This window comes from Weizmannia sp. WK01, assembly GCF_025905465.1.
Taxonomy (GTDB): Bacteria; Bacillota; Bacilli; order Bacillales; family Bacillaceae_C; genus Weizmannia; species Weizmannia faecalis.
The window spans coordinates 2,163,564-2,178,559 of the sequence record NZ_CP109616.1; the positions used below are offsets into that span (position 1 = coordinate 2,163,564).

17 protein-coding genes and 1 pseudogene are annotated in these 14,996 nt (G+C 47.7%); 6 read left to right on the forward strand and 12 right to left on the reverse strand.

Annotated features, from left to right (window positions below):
* Nucleotide 1 precedes the first annotated feature (1 nt).
* The 3 genes from OF158_RS10340 to glcD form a co-directional block, all read right to left on the reverse strand.
* Complete coding sequence (locus OF158_RS10340; RefSeq protein WP_017550574.1) at nt 2–520, reverse strand: YqeG family HAD IIIA-type phosphatase; 519 nt, start codon at nt 518–520, stop codon at nt 2–4.
* A gap of 287 nt (nt 521–807) precedes the next feature.
* Nucleotides 808–2,148 carry a (Fe-S)-binding protein gene (locus tag OF158_RS10345; RefSeq protein WP_035184559.1) on the reverse strand — a complete coding sequence of 447 codons (1,341 nt, stop codon included), beginning with the start codon at nt 2,146–2,148 and terminating at the stop codon, nt 808–810.
* The gene (gene glcD, locus OF158_RS10350; RefSeq protein WP_035184558.1) at nt 2,145–3,554 is read right to left on the reverse strand and encodes a glycolate oxidase subunit GlcD; all 1,410 of its coding nucleotides are present in this window, start codon (nt 3,552–3,554) and stop codon (nt 2,145–2,147) included. The genes OF158_RS10345 and glcD overlap by 4 nt, the downstream gene beginning before the upstream one ends.
* Nucleotides 3,555–3,716: 162 nt before the next feature.
* On the opposite strand from glcD, the gene OF158_RS10355 reads away from it, so the two are divergent.
* Nucleotides 3,717–4,826: a CdaR family transcriptional regulator gene (locus OF158_RS10355; RefSeq protein ID WP_035184556.1), complete on the forward strand. Its 1,110-nt coding sequence runs from the start codon at nt 3,717–3,719 to the stop codon at nt 4,824–4,826.
* A 266-nt stretch (nt 4,827–5,092) separates the two neighbouring features.
* On the opposite strand, the gene OF158_RS10360 is transcribed toward OF158_RS10355, so the two are convergent.
* A complete protein-coding gene (locus tag OF158_RS10360) occupies nt 5,093–6,517 on the reverse strand; it encodes a multicopper oxidase family protein (RefSeq protein WP_035184554.1) in 1,425 nt (474 codons plus the stop codon).
* A 168-nt stretch (nt 6,518–6,685) separates the two neighbouring features.
* Here OF158_RS10360 and OF158_RS10365 point away from each other — a divergent pair, with 168 nt between their 5' ends.
* On the forward strand, nt 6,686–7,123 hold the full coding sequence (locus OF158_RS10365) for an Hsp20/alpha crystallin family protein (RefSeq protein ID WP_035184551.1): 438 nt from the start codon (nt 6,686–6,688) through the stop codon (nt 7,121–7,123).
* Between the two features lie 65 nt (nt 7,124–7,188).
* Here OF158_RS10365 and OF158_RS10370 read toward each other — a convergent pair whose 3' ends face one another.
* From OF158_RS10370 to OF158_RS10400, 7 genes and pseudogenes are all read right to left on the reverse strand, one after another.
* On the reverse strand, nt 7,189–7,425 hold the full coding sequence (locus OF158_RS10370) for an SHOCT domain-containing protein (RefSeq protein ID WP_052042161.1): 237 nt from the start codon (nt 7,423–7,425) through the stop codon (nt 7,189–7,191).
* Between the two features lie 70 nt (nt 7,426–7,495).
* A complete protein-coding gene (locus tag OF158_RS10375) occupies nt 7,496–8,095 on the reverse strand; it encodes a TlpA family protein disulfide reductase (protein ID WP_035184547.1) in 600 nt (199 codons plus the stop codon).
* 430 nt (nt 8,096–8,525) lie between these two features.
* Nucleotides 8,526–9,308 carry a TPM domain-containing protein gene (locus tag OF158_RS10380; protein WP_035184546.1) on the reverse strand — a complete coding sequence of 261 codons (783 nt, stop codon included), beginning with the start codon at nt 9,306–9,308 and terminating at the stop codon, nt 8,526–8,528.
* A pseudogene (locus tag OF158_RS10385) lies at nt 9,308–9,884 on the reverse strand (LemA family protein). Before OF158_RS10385 ends, OF158_RS10380 begins: the two are co-directional and overlap by 1 nt.
* Before the next feature lie 139 nt (nt 9,885–10,023).
* Complete coding sequence (gene crcB, locus OF158_RS10390) at nt 10,024–10,389, reverse strand: fluoride efflux transporter CrcB (RefSeq protein WP_014097936.1); 366 nt, start codon at nt 10,387–10,389, stop codon at nt 10,024–10,026.
* 17 nt (nt 10,390–10,406) lie between these two features.
* Entirely contained in the window at nt 10,407–10,817 is a 411-nt protein-coding gene (gene crcB / locus OF158_RS10395) for a fluoride efflux transporter CrcB (RefSeq protein WP_014097935.1), read from the reverse strand.
* Between the two features lie 86 nt (nt 10,818–10,903).
* Nucleotides 10,904–11,602, reverse strand: coding sequence for a VIT1/CCC1 transporter family protein (locus tag OF158_RS10400; protein ID WP_014097934.1), 699 nt, complete (start codon nt 11,600–11,602; stop codon nt 10,904–10,906).
* A gap of 202 nt (nt 11,603–11,804) precedes the next feature.
* On the opposite strand from OF158_RS10400, the gene OF158_RS10405 reads away from it, so the two are divergent.
* The 3 genes from OF158_RS10405 (at nt 11,805) to pssA (ending at nt 13,927) form a co-directional block, all read left to right on the forward strand.
* On the forward strand, nt 11,805–12,716 hold the full coding sequence (locus tag OF158_RS10405) for a cation diffusion facilitator family transporter (protein ID WP_035184543.1): 912 nt from the start codon (nt 11,805–11,807) through the stop codon (nt 12,714–12,716).
* A 436-nt stretch (nt 12,717–13,152) separates the two neighbouring features.
* Nucleotides 13,153–13,293 carry a sporulation histidine kinase inhibitor Sda gene (locus OF158_RS10410; protein ID WP_013859738.1) on the forward strand — a complete coding sequence of 47 codons (141 nt, stop codon included), beginning with the start codon at nt 13,153–13,155 and terminating at the stop codon, nt 13,291–13,293.
* 94 nt (nt 13,294–13,387) lie between these two features.
* Nucleotides 13,388–13,927, forward strand: coding sequence for a CDP-diacylglycerol--serine O-phosphatidyltransferase (gene pssA, locus OF158_RS10415; RefSeq protein WP_017550581.1), 540 nt, complete (start codon nt 13,388–13,390; stop codon nt 13,925–13,927).
* Nucleotides 13,928–13,965: 38 nt separating this feature from the next.
* On the opposite strand, the gene sigK is transcribed toward pssA, so the two are convergent.
* Nucleotides 13,966–14,691, reverse strand: a complete 726-nt coding sequence (gene sigK / locus OF158_RS10420; protein ID WP_013859739.1) for an RNA polymerase sporulation sigma factor SigK — start codon at nt 14,689–14,691, stop codon at nt 13,966–13,968.
* 62 nt (nt 14,692–14,753) lie between these two features.
* Here sigK and OF158_RS10425 point away from each other — a divergent pair, with 62 nt between their 5' ends.
* The gene (locus OF158_RS10425; RefSeq protein WP_017550582.1) at nt 14,754–14,954 is read left to right on the forward strand and encodes a hypothetical protein; all 201 of its coding nucleotides are present in this window, start codon (nt 14,754–14,756) and stop codon (nt 14,952–14,954) included.
* The last annotated feature ends 42 nt before the right edge of the window (nt 14,955–14,996 follow it).

A 14,996-nucleotide genomic window follows, 5' to 3' on the forward strand; every position in this document is an offset into this window, starting at 1 on the left:
TTCAATCCTCCCAAGTCAAATAACCTTTTTTCCTGAACCAACCCATAATCCGGCGTTCAATCATCCGGTTGAGTTTTGTCGCAAATCCGTCTGATTGCGCAACCGGAACGACGAGAATCGTATAAAAACCGCTTCTATTGCCACCGAGCACATCGGTCAAAAGCTGGTCGCCGATCACGACAGTTTCTTCCTTTTTCACGTTCATGATGGCAAGCGCCTTACGAAACGCTTTGCCAAGCGGTTTTCTCGCTCTGAAAAGAAACGGGATGCCAAGCGGGTCCGCGAATGTTTTGACCCTCATTTCATTATTATTGGAAACAATCGTGATTTTGATATGATGTTCCTGCATGTCTTGGAACCATTGGACCAGTTTTGGCGGCGCACTCGGCCTGTCCCATTCGACCAATGTATTGTCCAAATCGGTGATGATGGCTCTAATGCCATGCTTTTTTAATTCTTCCGGCCTGATTGACAACACCGATTTCACTTGCCGATCCGGCAAAAAATTTTTCAAGATCAATCCGTGACACTCCATTCATTTTACCGTTCTGTCCACAAGATGCAAGCTTATCCGCCCGTTTATGCGTATATTGTCCCGAATATGCTTCATTCAAGTTTCTTTTATCATAACAATTTTTGCAAAAGATTCAACTGATAGCAATACCCAGTTCCCCGAAAGCCGGAAAAACAGGAAAAACCGCCGGGCAGGGTACGCTCAGCGGTTTTGATTGCTTTCTAACAGTTCGGTTCGACTCCATGGGTAAATCGCAAGGTCGCTATGCCCGGTCCGCTAAAAAACTTTGCGCTTTATACCGGCACTTTTTCCCCAATCGCTTCGATCAGCAAGTCGGCGATATGGACAGCGCGGACTTTTCCGCTTAAACCAGCCCGTTCGATCCCGAGTTTCATTTGCAGCAGGCAGCCCGGATTGGCGGTCACAATGGTTGTGGCATGTGTTGCTTTTGCGTGTTCCATTTTATGATCCAAAATTTGCATGGACATCTCCGACTCGACAATATTGTAAATGCCGGCCGACCCGCAGCAATGGTCCGCTTCCTTCATTTCCCGGAATTCCACATTTTCGATCGCGTCAAGGAGCAGGCGCGGGGCAGAAGAGGTCTTCATCACATTGCGCAAATGGCATGAATCCTGGTACGTCACCACTTGTTCCGGGAGGCTGAGTTTTCGTTTATGGAAGCCCAGCTCTACGAGGATCGCAGAGATATCTTTTATTTTGCTTGAAAATGCCGCGGCCCGTTCCGCCCATTCCGGATCGTCTTTTAACAAATGGCCATAATCGATTAAATAGGCGCCGCAACCACCGGCATTCGTAATAATATAATCGGCGTGCAAATCTTCAAAAGCCTTGATATTGCGGCGGGCAAGGTCTTTTGCCATCTCTTTTTCGCCACCGTGGCCGTGCAGCGCCCCGCAGCATACCTGGTCCTGCGGAATGACAATCTCACAGCCAGCAAGCTGCAATAGTTTCATTGTCGCATCATTGGTCTCCATGAACATCGTATCCATCAGGCAGCCGGTAAAAAAGGCAACGCGTTTTTTTACTTCTGCTTTTGGCATCAGATGTTCCGGGCGCTGTTTCATTTCCTTCCATTTTGGGATGTTTGGCAGCACTTTTTCCATAGACGATAGATTTTTTGGCAAAAGTTTTAAAGCGCCTGTCGCATGCGCCGCTTTTTGCAAGCCGCTTCGCTGGTAAAAGCCGATCAGGCCTGTTAAAGCACGCATCCGGTTCTGGTGGGGAAACAATTCTTCAAAGACCGCTTTTCGGATCACTTTTACCGGCAGAGACTGCTTCTTTTTCTTCGATTGCTGGATAATATCGCGCGCTTCTTCCAAAAGATGCCCGTATTGGACGCCGGGCGGGCATACCGCTTCGCAAGCCCGGCAACCGAGGCACAGGTCCAAAGAGCGCTCCACATCTTCATCCGGTTCGATAACGCCGTCCACAACGGCTTTCATTAATGCAATCCGGCCGCGCGGCGAGTGCGATTCTTTGAACCCCGATTCAATATAGGTCGGGCAAGACGGTAAGCAAAAGCCGCAGCGCATGCAGTTTAAAAGCTGGTCTTCGTCCATTCTATCCCTGAATTTCTGCTGGATTTCTTTTTGCTGTTCTTGTGTTATCATTTTTCCATCACCACTCGATCCGTTTCTTTGGCAAAGACTTTGCCGGGATTTAAAATATGGTTCGGGTCCAGCGCATTTTTGATCGCATTCATGACGCTAATGCCCGGTTTCCCGAGTTTCCATTCAAGGTACGGCGCTTTAGCCATCCCGACGCCATGTTCGCCGGTAATCGTGCCGCCCAGTTCAATCGCTTTTTGAAAAATTTCCGCAAACGCTTTTTCAACCCGCTCCATTTCGTCCTGATCGCGGATATCAGCAAGACAGGTCGGGTGCAGATTCCCGTCCCCCGCATGGCCGAATGTTCCGATATGAAGCCCGTATTTTTCAGCGATTTCATTGATCGCCACTACCATCTTTGCGACTTCAGAACGCGGCACGGTCGCATCTTCCAAAATTGTTGTCGGCTTCAGACGGGCGAGTGCGCTTAATGCACTCCGTCTTGCCGTCATGAGCGCTTCCGCATGCTCCGGGGAAGCTGCCACCTTTACATCGACTGCATGCTGCTTGCGGCAAATGTCCGCAATCTTTTCAATGTCGCGTTCCACCACTTCCTGCGGGCCGTCCTGCTCGATCAAAAGCACTGCCTTGACATTAGTCGGCAGCCCGATATGCGCAAAAGCTTCGACTGCCTGCAGTGTCGGCTGGTCCAAAAATTCAAGCGTTGCCGGGATGATCCGGTTCGCAATAATATCGGAGACCGTTTGTGCGCACGCTTCAATATCCTGGTAAAGCGCAAGCATCGTCTTTTTCGCTTCCGGCATCGGCACAAGTTTCAATGTCGCTTCCGTAATGACAGCGAGCGTCCCTTCCGAACCGACCAAAAGCCGCGTCAAATCGTAGCCGGCTACATCTTTTGCCAGTTTTCCGCCGGTGCGGATGACCTCGCCATTTGCAAGCACGGCTTCAAGCGCCAGCACATAATCGCGGGTCACCCCGTATTTCAATCCGCGCAACCCACCGGAATTTTCGTTGATATTGCCACCAATGGTCGAAATCTTCATCGAACTCGGGTCCGGCGGGTAAAACAGCCCCTTTGCTTCCACCGCTTTGATCATATCGAGCGTGATCACACCGGGCTCAACCGTCACCGTCAGATTCTCTTCGTCAATCTCGAGGATGCGGTTCATATGCTTGAAAAGGAGCACAATCCCCCCTTCCACCGGGCATGTGCCGGCGCAAAGGTTGGAGCCGGATCCGCGCGGGACGACCGGAATCCGGTATTCATTGCAAAGCTTCACAACCGCCTGCACTTCTGCTTTATTGCGCGGCGCGACAACCGCATCCGGCATCACCTGGAATTGCGGGCTGGCGTCATATGAATATACAAGCCGGCCCGCCTGCGTGTCGTCGTAATTTTCCCGGCCGACGACTTGAATCAGTTTTTCTTTGGCCCCGGTTTCGATCATGAAACATTCCCCCGTTCTTTTTGATCATTGATACCGTCAATAGATTGTTTTCTGTTTCTTTTTATGATAAATCTAAATCATGGAGAATGATATAGAGAAAGATACAAAGTTTACCGGTTTCTTTTGCTTGTTTTTTAGATTTTTATACAAAGGTGGGTCAAAATGCTTTTATACCCAAAACTTGCTGAAAATATCGTAAACGAAGTGCAGTCGGTCATGGATGAGGATATCATCGTTGTAGATGAAAGCGGGGTGATCATTGCCTCGACGCAAAAAGAACGGATCGGGCATGTCCATAGGGGGGCGCGCAAAGTTTTTCAAACGAGCCGGAAGCTGTACATTGATGAAAAAATGGTGGCGCAGATGAAAGGCGTGCGGACGGGGATCAACATGCCGATCCGGTTTGAAGGCCGGACCATCGGAGTGATCGGGGTGACGGGAAACCCGGAAAAAGTCGAACATTATGCGGAATTGATCCGGCGACTGACGGAACTTATCATCCAGGAAACCGTCCGGACAGAACAAATTCAGTCGAAAACAAGGGGGCTTGAGGCTTACTTTTACGAATGGGTGAATCTTGAAGCCTATGACCAGCATTTTGCCGAACGCGGAATGATGCTCGGGATTCCAGTGCAGAATCCGCATATTTGCTGCTTATTAAAAGCGGAAATCCCGCAAGCGGTGGAAACAGATGCTTTTCGCTTGCTCCAGTCCGAATTTGAAAACAACCGGGATGTGATTGTCCGCTGGGGACCCGGGCTTTTTCTGCTGCTGATTAGTGCAGAAACACCGTTTACCGGCTGCGGTCTCCGGAGCCGTTTCGAAGCCGTCCAGCATGAATTTGTGCGGAAATACGGCACCCCGTGTGCGGTTGGTGCCGGGAAAACAGCCGGCACGTCAGTCATCCGCCAATCATTTAAAGAAGCGCAAAAAGCCTTGGCATCCGCTGAGAAAACGGGCAGCATCGTCTTTTACGAAGACTTGCTGCTTGATCTTTTGGTCCAGGAAGTGCAGGACGATACACGGAATGCGTTTGTACAAAGAACGATCGGAAAACTGTATAGCCATGCTTGCCTGCTTGAAACATTGCAGGCCTTTCTCGCTCATGACCTGTCCCTGAAAAAAACGGCCGCTGCCCTGCATGTGCATATCAATACGCTCCATTACAGGCTGAAACAGATCCGCGATGTAACCGGCATTGACCCGAAAAAAGCGGACGGCATTGCATTGTTTTCCCTCGCCCTTCACTTGGCAGGACAGGAAAACGAGTAACCTGTTCGAGCGAGATGGGGAGATGTAAAAGGCAGGAATGCTGTTTTCAATAAAAATCAAACCCGCACAGAAAGCATCCACGGGTTTCCCCACTGTGCAGGCGCTCCAGCATATATGTTTCTTGCAGAGATGCGGATTCCTAATCAAATAATCGAATATCGCTTGTCCGCCTTTCTTTCTTACGTTTTTCCAACCTGTCTATGCAGTTTCCTGCGGCTTCTCATCATATCAAAAAAGAGCGGGACACATTTCCCGCCCTTTTTCGGTTATTTCACTTCATACTGCCCCATCATGCCCAAGTCTTCATGTTCGAGGATATGGCAGTGGTACATGTAAATCCCTTTAAACGGAAACCGCATGATGACTTTCACGGTATCGCCCGGATTGACAAGCACGGTATCTTTCCAGCCCTGTTCATTGGCAGGCGGCGTTTTGCCGTTGATGCTCAAAATTTGAAACTGGACACCGTGAATATGGAACGGATGCACCATTTTTTTCGTGCCCATGGAAGTCGATTGATTCTGGATCTCCCATATTTCAACCGTGTTTAAGTGAACGGTCTCATCGATCCGGTCCATTTTCATTTGCTTGCCGTTAATGCGGACGTTTGGGCCCATTCCGGACATGACAAATTTCCGCGTTTTCACCGCTTCCTGCACCGGTATTTTTTCAATCACAGCCAGGTTTTGCGGAACTTTGTACGTCTTTTTAGCCTTTCCTTTTGCTTTAAAATACATGAGCGTTTCTTTCCCGTTTTGGAGCCGGAGCGTACTGCCGTTTTTCATCTTTGAAAAATCAACCAGAATTTCCGCACGTTCCCCGGGGGAAAGCGTTAGTTTTTTCATTTGCACAGGCGTCTTGAGGAATCCCCCGTCGGATGCAATTTGCGCAAATGTCTTGTTGCCGCTCAGATGAAGATTGTACGTCCTGCCGTTTGCCCCGTTTAAAATCCGGAAACGGACGAGGCCGCGCCTGACCGTTAACTGCGGCTTAACCGCGCCGTTTACCAGTTCGGTTGTGCCCTGGAAGCCGTACATTTCATCAGTCATATTTAATTTGTACACGAGCTGGCCGTTTTTGTTAAAGCGGCGGTCCTGCAGCACAAGTGGAAAATCATTTTTGCCGTAGTCTTTCGGAATATCGAGGCTTTCCGCATGTTTGTCATCGACATAAATGAGACCGGCCAGACCTTTGTATACCTGTTCGCCCGTTTTTCCCATCGGATGGGGATGGTACCAGAGCGTGGCAGCCTGCTGGCTCACCGTAAACTTTGCTTTCCATGTTTTGCCCGGCTGGATGGCAGAATGCGGGCCGCCGTCAGCCGAACCGGGGACAAGGAGGCCGTGCCAATGGACCGTCGTTGCTTCCGGCAATTTATTTTTTACGGTGATATTTACTTTTTCGCCCGTTTTCAACCGGATGACCGGCCCCAAATAGTCGCCGTTATACCCGTACGTTGCCGCTGTTTTCCCGGAAATAAATGCCTTCTTCCCCTGCTGTGCGGTTAAAGTAAAATCTGCCGCGTTGGGATCCGGGTTCGTATCTTTTAAAACGGCCGGAATGGGCAGATCCGGATGCTGTGCCGCTTTATGATTTGTGCTTTTTTTCACATAACCATTATAAAAGAAAACACCGCCAATCCCTATAATGGCCACGATTAGAATCAAAGCCCATAACTTTGTCTTGTTCATCTTACCCCTACTTTTTCTTTTTATGTTCAGTACTATTGTAATGTTTTTTAACACCGGAAATCCATTGTTATGGATTGACGATTTTGTGAACATCTTTTGTGCATTGGCATCTTTGTTTTCATCTTTTTCGCAGTGGGGTATAATAATAGTGTAAAGGAGGGATTGAATATGTTTGATTTAATGCCGTTTAGAAGAAACGACGATGTTTTCGAACGTATGATGAAGACCTTCAACGAGATGTTTGATCCGAATGCGTTGGCGCCTTTTGCGAACGCAAACTCGTTCCGTACTGACATTACGGAAAAAGAAGATGCTTATCTTGTGGAGGCCGAACTGCCGGGCTTCTCAAAAGAGGACATTACCATTGATGTCCACAATAATGAGCTGACCATCCGTGCAAAACGCGACCAAACGGAAGAAAGCAAAGATGAAAAACACAAATTTATCCGGCAGGAACGCCGCTATGGCGAATTCGTCCGGAAGTTTTATGTAGATAATATTAAAGAAGACGAAATCAGTGCCACCCTTGATAACGGTGTCCTGAAAATTCATATCCCGAAGAAAACAACAGAAGGTCCGTCCGGAAAACGGATTCAAATCCAGTAATATAAAACGGAGGCTTGGAATACAAGCCCCCGCTTTTTTGTATAAAAAAGAAGCCGGATACTCCCTTAATCCATTAAATCTTTCTTCATTTTTTTAAATTCTTCTTCTGTGATTTCCCCTTTTGCATACCGTTCCCGCAATATGTCGAGGCTTCTGTCCTCCCTTTGATGCGGCCGGAATTCACTTACTTTTTTGATGCCCGCTACAATCAAAAAAATCACGAGCACAAAGATGACGAGCTGGGCAATCATGCCAATTAAGCCGAATACGCTCATCATGCCATAGCCACCGTACATCATCATAGTCAGCACCTTTCCTTTTTACATTCCCTTACTTGTAACTGTACCACTTTTTTCTTAAAAAATCTTTGCTCTATTCCGCCTTCCCTTTTTCCCCCTTTTGCATCTCTGCCACAAATCCGGCCATCGTTTTCTCATCCATCGGGCCAATGAATTTACGGGTGATGGTCCCTTCTGCATTAATGAAGTAAGTCGTCGGAATGGTAACCGTTCTGTAAAGGGTGCCGACGGAGCCGTCCATATCAAACAGAATTTGAAAGGTGAGGCCGTTTTTCTTCACAAAGTCAAGCGGCGCATTCTCGTTCGTTTCTGTATTTGTTAAATTCACAGCAAGCACCGCGACATCCGGGTTTTTTTCATAGAAACGCTGCATATCCGGCATCTCTGCTTTACACGGCGGGCACCAGGAAGCCCAAAAATTCAGGATTACCGTTCTCCCTTTAAAATCAGACAGTTTGACCGTTTGCCCTGATAGATTTGTCAGTGCAAAATCCGGCGCCTTTTCCCCTTCTTTTGCTTCTGCGCTGCCGGATAGCGGTTGTGCTTTCACGGCGGTTTGCCGCTTCTCCCCTGTTATTTTATTTTTATCGGGATCGTCCGGTTTTTTTAAGGCCGTAAGCAAAATGGCTGTGGCCAAAAGCACGGTGGCAGCCAGGAACACGATTTTCTTCAACCACTTCAGCTCCTTTTCGGGTATTAAAGTGCTTTTCTATCATTTCTATTCTTTTTTTCGATGAAATAGAAGCAAACGCTAGAACACCATTAATTGAAAAGAGGACAGAAGACGTTTTATAAAACGAGGTGGAACCCGGCCGGTATTGCAAATGCAAAGAACCGTTCTGCCGCAAACCAGTATGCGGCTGATATCAGATGGGCATCCAAACAGGTTGCAACGATCTATTAGCTGTACAGCCTGCTCGATTGCGGCCGGAACGAACTGGACATCCCGAAATCTCAACAGCCACGCAAAGAAAGCAGCAGGGTGCTTTATCCTGCTGCTTTTACCGTTTTTATTTTTACAAGGGCTGTCGGGGCTTTTGCCAAGCTGTTTAAAGCGGGCTTCCCGGCCGTTTAAAAAGGGGAACCTTTTGCTGTGTTTGGCGTTACCATCCCCGGCTTGCACCGCCGCCTCCGGAAGAACCGCCGCCGCCTTTGCTGCCGCCCCCACCGCTTCCGCCGCCACCGCCGCCGCGAAAGAACATCATCAGGATATTCAGCAGAAAATACGTCATGGTTCCGCCGAGAAACTTGAAATCAATGAAAATCAGGATAAGGATCCCAAGCCCGATTAAAATCTGTTTCCAGAACGATAAGGGGGAAGCCTGGCTGGAAGAGGGCTGCTCATACGCCTTTGGATGGGCCTGAAGATTCACATTGTACTCTTTCGCCGTTTCGGTGGCAAGTTCCTTATACGTATTGATCACCGCCGCATCGGGCTTGCTTTCTTTCAAATACGGTATGGCATATTGATCAAGGATCCGCCCTACTTTTCCGTCCGGAAGCGCTCCCTCCAGGCCGTACCCGACTTCAATTCTGATTTTCCTGTCTTTTACTGCCAGTACGAGCAATACCCCGTTGTTCATGGATTTATTGCCGAGCCCGTACTGGCGGAAAGCTTTATTGGCGTACGCTTCAATGGTTGTGTCTTTCCCGATCGTGTTCACAGTTAAAACCGCGACTTGCGCTTTTGTTTGCTCATCCAGCTGCTTGCCGAGTGAAACGAGCTCCTGTTTTTGGCTGTCTGTCAGCACACCGGCAAAATCCTGCACATAGATGTCTCCAACCGGTTCCGGAATGTCCGTCGCAGCGTGCACACCAGAAACGGCCGAGCACACGGCAAAAAGAAAGGTGAGAAAAACGGCTGTAATAAGCGCGGCCTTTTTCATCACTGATCACTGCTGTTCCCAAAATCAACTTTCGGGGTTTTCTTTGCACTTTCATCCGCTTTAAAATATTCCTTTTCCTTAAAACCAAAGAGACCGGCAATCAGTGCGCCAGGCATTCTTTTTATCTTTTTGTTATACGTGGCAACGGCGCTATTGTAATCCTGGCGCGCCAGCAAGGCGGTTTTCCGTGCCGGCGAGCTCATCCATCAGCTGCGTGTATTGTTGGTTTGCTTTTAAATCCGGATATTTTTCAACCACCACCAACAGCCGGCTCAACGCACTGTCCAGGCGGTCGTTTGCCGCTGCCTGATCTCCGGGTGTTTTCGCCCCGGCCAATTGTGCGCGGGCTTTCGAGACGTCATCTATCACCGCTTTTTCGTGGGAAGCATAGCCCTTGACGGTGTTCACAAGATTCGGGATCAAATCCGTCCGCCGTTGCAGCTGGTTTTGAATTTGCGAATAAGATTGATTTACATTTTCTTCCGCATTCACCAAGCTGTTATAACTTGTAAAAACGCTGACGATCAGAACCACCAATATGGCGGCCACAATCAGCCATGGCATCCACTTCTTCATATACAATCCTCCTCATTTATGCTTATAAATCCAATACCCTGTCAAGAGCATTGAAATACCAGGCTCGGCAAATAAAAAGAAAACATGTACCGGCCGTCTATCATTAAGATACGGAGTGCCTGCCCAAAAGTTTCATGCTTCATGTAAAATATTTTCCGAGCAGGATGCCTGAAAATGCCAGGGCAATGCCGAACAGATAGCTCAACACAAGGTACGGGACAAGAATATGATATTTTTTGTCTGCTTGCAGCTGAATATTCTCAAGTTTAAAAGTGGAGAAAGTTGTAAAGGCACCCAAAAAGCCGGTCCCGAGAAGCAGGCGCCACGAACTCCCGGCACCAGCACCGAACAGAAGGCCGAGCATAAATGAGCCCGAAAGGTTAATGAAAAATGTGGCCAGCGGGAATTTTGCCGGAAAGGCCCGGTTGATCCACCGCGAAAGAGAAAATCGGGAAACCGCCCCGAAAAAGGCGCCAATTGCGATAAAGATGCCGTTTAAAACCATGAATCCGTCTCCTTTATTTACGCTGTATCTGAACCGACGCTGCCTTTAGCCCGCGAATGCAGTATTCCGCCAAGTTTAAAGCCGGCCCATGACATGAACAAGCCGCCAAATAAACTGCAGAAAACATACAACATCGCGGCAAACGCATGCGATTGCCGGATAAGCTGCACCGTTTCCACACTGAAAGTCGAAAATGTGGTGAAGGAACCGACAAACCCGGTGCCAAGTGCGGTTACAACATAAGGATGAATCTTTTTAGACTGAAATATATGCATCGTAAGCCAGCCAAGCAAAAAACAGCCGGCCAGATTGATCGCAAGTGTCGGGTATGGAAAAACGGCATGCGTGTACATGCCGATCCATATGCCGAAATAATAGCGTGCCAAGGCACCGAAAATACCGGCAACCCCGACCCAAATATATAACATACAGCTCCCTCCAGTCCATTGCGGCATGGGCTCCCCCCACTGTTTTTTCGTGAAAAGAGTTCCCCGTGCCGTTCTTAAAGTGCGTTTTATTTTGTCAAAAGCCTTGCCAGCCCAAACGCAGCGGCAGCGGCCAAACCACCAATCACAACCGTTTCAAGCCCGCTTTTCCACACATTGGAACCGGTAAACCGCCCTTTCACCGCCCCGAAAATAAACAGAACAACGAGCGTCACCAGGACGGAAACAAGCAAGGCCTGTGATGCCCGGGTGACAAAAAAGTAAGGGGAAAGCGGGATCAGCCCGCCCACAATATAAGACAAGGCAATCGTTAACGCACTTTTTAAGCTCCGCCCTTTTTCCGGCTTCTCAAGCCCCAGCTCGAATTTCATCATAAAATCCACCCATTTATCAGGGTTTTCCGCCATTTTATCGACGATTGCTTCGATTTGTTCCGGTTTCAGCTCATATGCCTTAAATACATCCCGGACTTCGTCTTTTTCCCGTTCCGGTACCTCTTCTACTTCCCGGTATTCCCTTTTTAATTCGCTATAATAATGCTCGGCATCCGATTTTGCTGCCAGATATCCGCCAAGCCCCATGGCAATGGAACCGGCCGCAATTTCCGCCGCGCCGGCCGCGAGAACGAGCACCGGCGAATCCACTGCACCGGATAATCCTGCTGCGAGTGCAAACGGCACAGTCAGCCCGTCTGACATGCCAATCACAATATCACGGACGGTGTCAGATGCCTGGAAATGTTCCTCAACATGTTCATATTCCGGCATTCCTTCTCTTCCTTTCTGTCTTTATAGGTCTTATTGTAGCATTTCAAGCCGGAAATGGGCGAAAATGAACATAAAGTTTACTTTCTTGTAAAAGTTTCTTTGCAAACTTTAGAGATACGCATATAATGAACTTAACAACTGACGTCCGTCCAAAAGCCTGTTTCCCGGCTTTTGGACAGCATGTGTAAAAGGAGCCAATAAAATGTCACACGACCATGGACACCAACACCATCACCATGAACCGGCACAATACGGAAAAGCTTTCGCCGCCGGCATCGGGCTGAATATTCTTTTTGTTGCGGTTGAAGCCATTTACGGTTTCTTTTCCGATTCCCTTTCGCTGTTGGCGGATGCAGGCCATAATCTGAGCGATGTGCTCGGGCTCATCATTGCTTGGGCCGCTGTCTGGCTTGGCAAAAAATTGCCGACAAAAAAGCGCACATACGGCTATAAAAAATCATCCGTGATGGCTGCGCTTTTAAATGCGATTATTTTGCTGATTGCGATCGGCGCGATTTTTCTCGGGGCAATCCAGCGTTTTGCCCATCCGGAACCTGTCGCAGGCAAAACGGTCATGATCGTTGCCGTGATCGGGATCGTTATTAATACCATTACCGCTTTACTGTTTATGTCAGGAAGAAAAACGGACCTCAACATCCGCGGCGCTTTTCTGCATATGGCTGCCGATGCGCTTGTCTCTCTCGGCGTTGTCATCGCAGGTGCGATTATCCTGTTTACAGGCTGGGAGTGGGTCGACCCGGTTACAAGCATCATTATTGCGATTGTGATTTTTGCGGGGACATGGGGCCTGTTGCGGGAAGCAGCCGACCTTTCGCTTGATGCGGTGCCTGCAGGCGTTGATGCTGATGCGATTAAAACCTATTTAGAACAAATTCCGACCGTGCTCAACGTCCATGATTTGCATATCTGGGGAATGAGCACGACAGAAACGATATTGACGGTCCATATTGTCCGTTCGCAAATTGAAGACAACGACCTGCTGCTTGAAAAACTGGAAAAAGAACTGCATGACAAATTCGGGATCGAACACGCTACCATCCAAATTGAAAAAGGGACATATGTTTGCGGCCTGGCGCCGGACAACAAAGTTTAAACCGGAAAACAAAACTTACGGCAATTCAATAAGCATGCCCGGCACATGAAGCCGGATCCAGCATGCAAAACCCCGATGGAAGCAAGCGGTTTACCTCATAAATACGCCTTTTGCCCGGATTTTCCTTTTGTACCGGCAAAAGAAAAAAGGCTGCCACTGCGCAGTCTTTTTTTTGTCCCTTTAAAAGCACAAAACTTTTCGACAGATTTCTACATTCTCCGTTGCTGTGGATATTCTTATACACATTTTGCACAAAGTAACACCAGGCCTTCTCACGTTTATAAACAATTTACCCACAAGATATAAACATTTTACTGTGGATAAAAGAACGCTTGTTCCGCAAGGCTAAATTTGGTAAAGTAAGAATACAAATACTCTCTCTTTATGATACGCAGGATGCTTAAAAAAAAGAACAACATTTTCGGAGGTGGTACAGATGTATAAGTTATCTGATGAACTATTGATCGAGTCCTATTATAAAGCAAAAGAGCTGAAATTAAGTGCCGAGTTTGTGAAGCTGATTGAAAAAGAGATTGAACGCCGGTCCCTGACCCATAAAATCAAAGCAACGTCCTAGCCACTTTTGCTTGATATGTGGCTTTTTTTGTGTGATCAATCCTTTTTTTCTTGAATATATATATAAATAAATGGCAGTTGGGAGGTTTGCGGGGGTGGACTTTGATCATTGGTATGATGCTATCTTGAATTTTATAAAATCGCAAGCCGCCAATGGATTGACAGTGGCAAACGGATGCTGCGGTGCTGCAGCGCTTTTTTATTGCGGCAATCATCAGCCGGCGGTTTCCGCAGCCTTGATCTTTGCCGCTGTATTGTTCGACCGCTATGACGGGAAACTGGCCAGGAAGTTAAAAATGGAATCCGCGCTTGGCAAGCAGCTTGATTCCCTTTGCGATTTGCTTTCGTTTGGCGCCGCGCCTGCCATGCTGATCCATACAGCGCTGTTTTGCCTGTACGGGGTTCCGGGTATGTTGGCCGCCATTTTTTATATGCTTTGCGGGATGATCCGGCTCGCCCGGTTTAATATCAGCAAGCAAGAGGGATTTTTTTACGGGCTTCCGATCCCCGTGGCAGGCTTATGTGTAACGGCCGGTTTTTTTGCCGTTCCTTATGTCACCCACTTCTGGTTGTTTGTGTGGATGGTGCTGTTGTCGGTCCTGATGGTGGCGCCGTTTAAGTTAAAAAAAATATGAAAAAGGCGCACTGCAAATTTTGCAATGTGCCTTTTTCATTATTCGCCGTTTTGTTCCTTTCTTTTTTCTTTCTCAAGCCGGTAAAATTCGTGGAACATTTTCATGAGGGCCCGCTTTTCAATACGGGATACGTAGCTTCTTGAAATGCCGAGCTCCTTCGCAATTTCGCGCTGTGTTTTTTCCTTTTTTAAATTCAGGCCGAATCTGCCGATGATCACCTGTTTTTCGCGTTCATCCAATATGTCAAAGAATTGTTTCACTTTTTCCAGCTCCATATTCAGCTGGATCGTGTCAAATACGTCTTCCGCTTCAGACTGGAGAACATCAATTAACGAAATTTCATTTCCTTCCTTATCTTGGCCGATCGGGTCATGCAGCGAAACATCTTTTTTTGTTTTCTTTAAAGCTCTTAAATGCATGAGGATTTCGTTTTCTATACACCTTGCTGCATAAGTGGCAAGTTTTGTCCCCTTCCCTTCCGAATAGCTCTCAATTGCTTTGATGAGGCCAATTGTTCCGATCGAGATAAGGTCTTCTGTATCTTCACCGGTATTTTCAAATTTTTTGACGATGTGCGCTACAAGCCGCAGGTTATGTTCGATTAAAATATTCCGGGCATCCGCGTCGCCTTCCGCCATCCGCTTCAAATATTTCCGTTCTTCGCTTGCCGAAAGAGGTTGTGGAAAAGCATTGTTTTTCACATAGGAAACCAAAAAAACAAGCTCTTTCATCATATAGCTTACCGCTGTTAAGATCCCCGACATCCTTCCACCTCCATTAGGCTTGAGCCTATATAGTTCAAACATATGAACAAGGAGGCGGAATTGTGTCTGTCCCGAAGAAAAGACGGCTGGTAAATATTGCACGACACTTAAAAAACAAAAAAAGTTGTCTCAAAATCGCAAAACGGCTGATGGGAGCTTTTATTTTTGCAAGGGATGATAAAGTTGGCTGTTTGATCGCGGCATTCAGCCACTATTCTCGGGAAGCGTTTCGTAAAATACGCGGCCTTCCGCCCAAGGAGTGACATACATGTAAAAACCGCATTACAGCGCGCTGTAATGCGGTT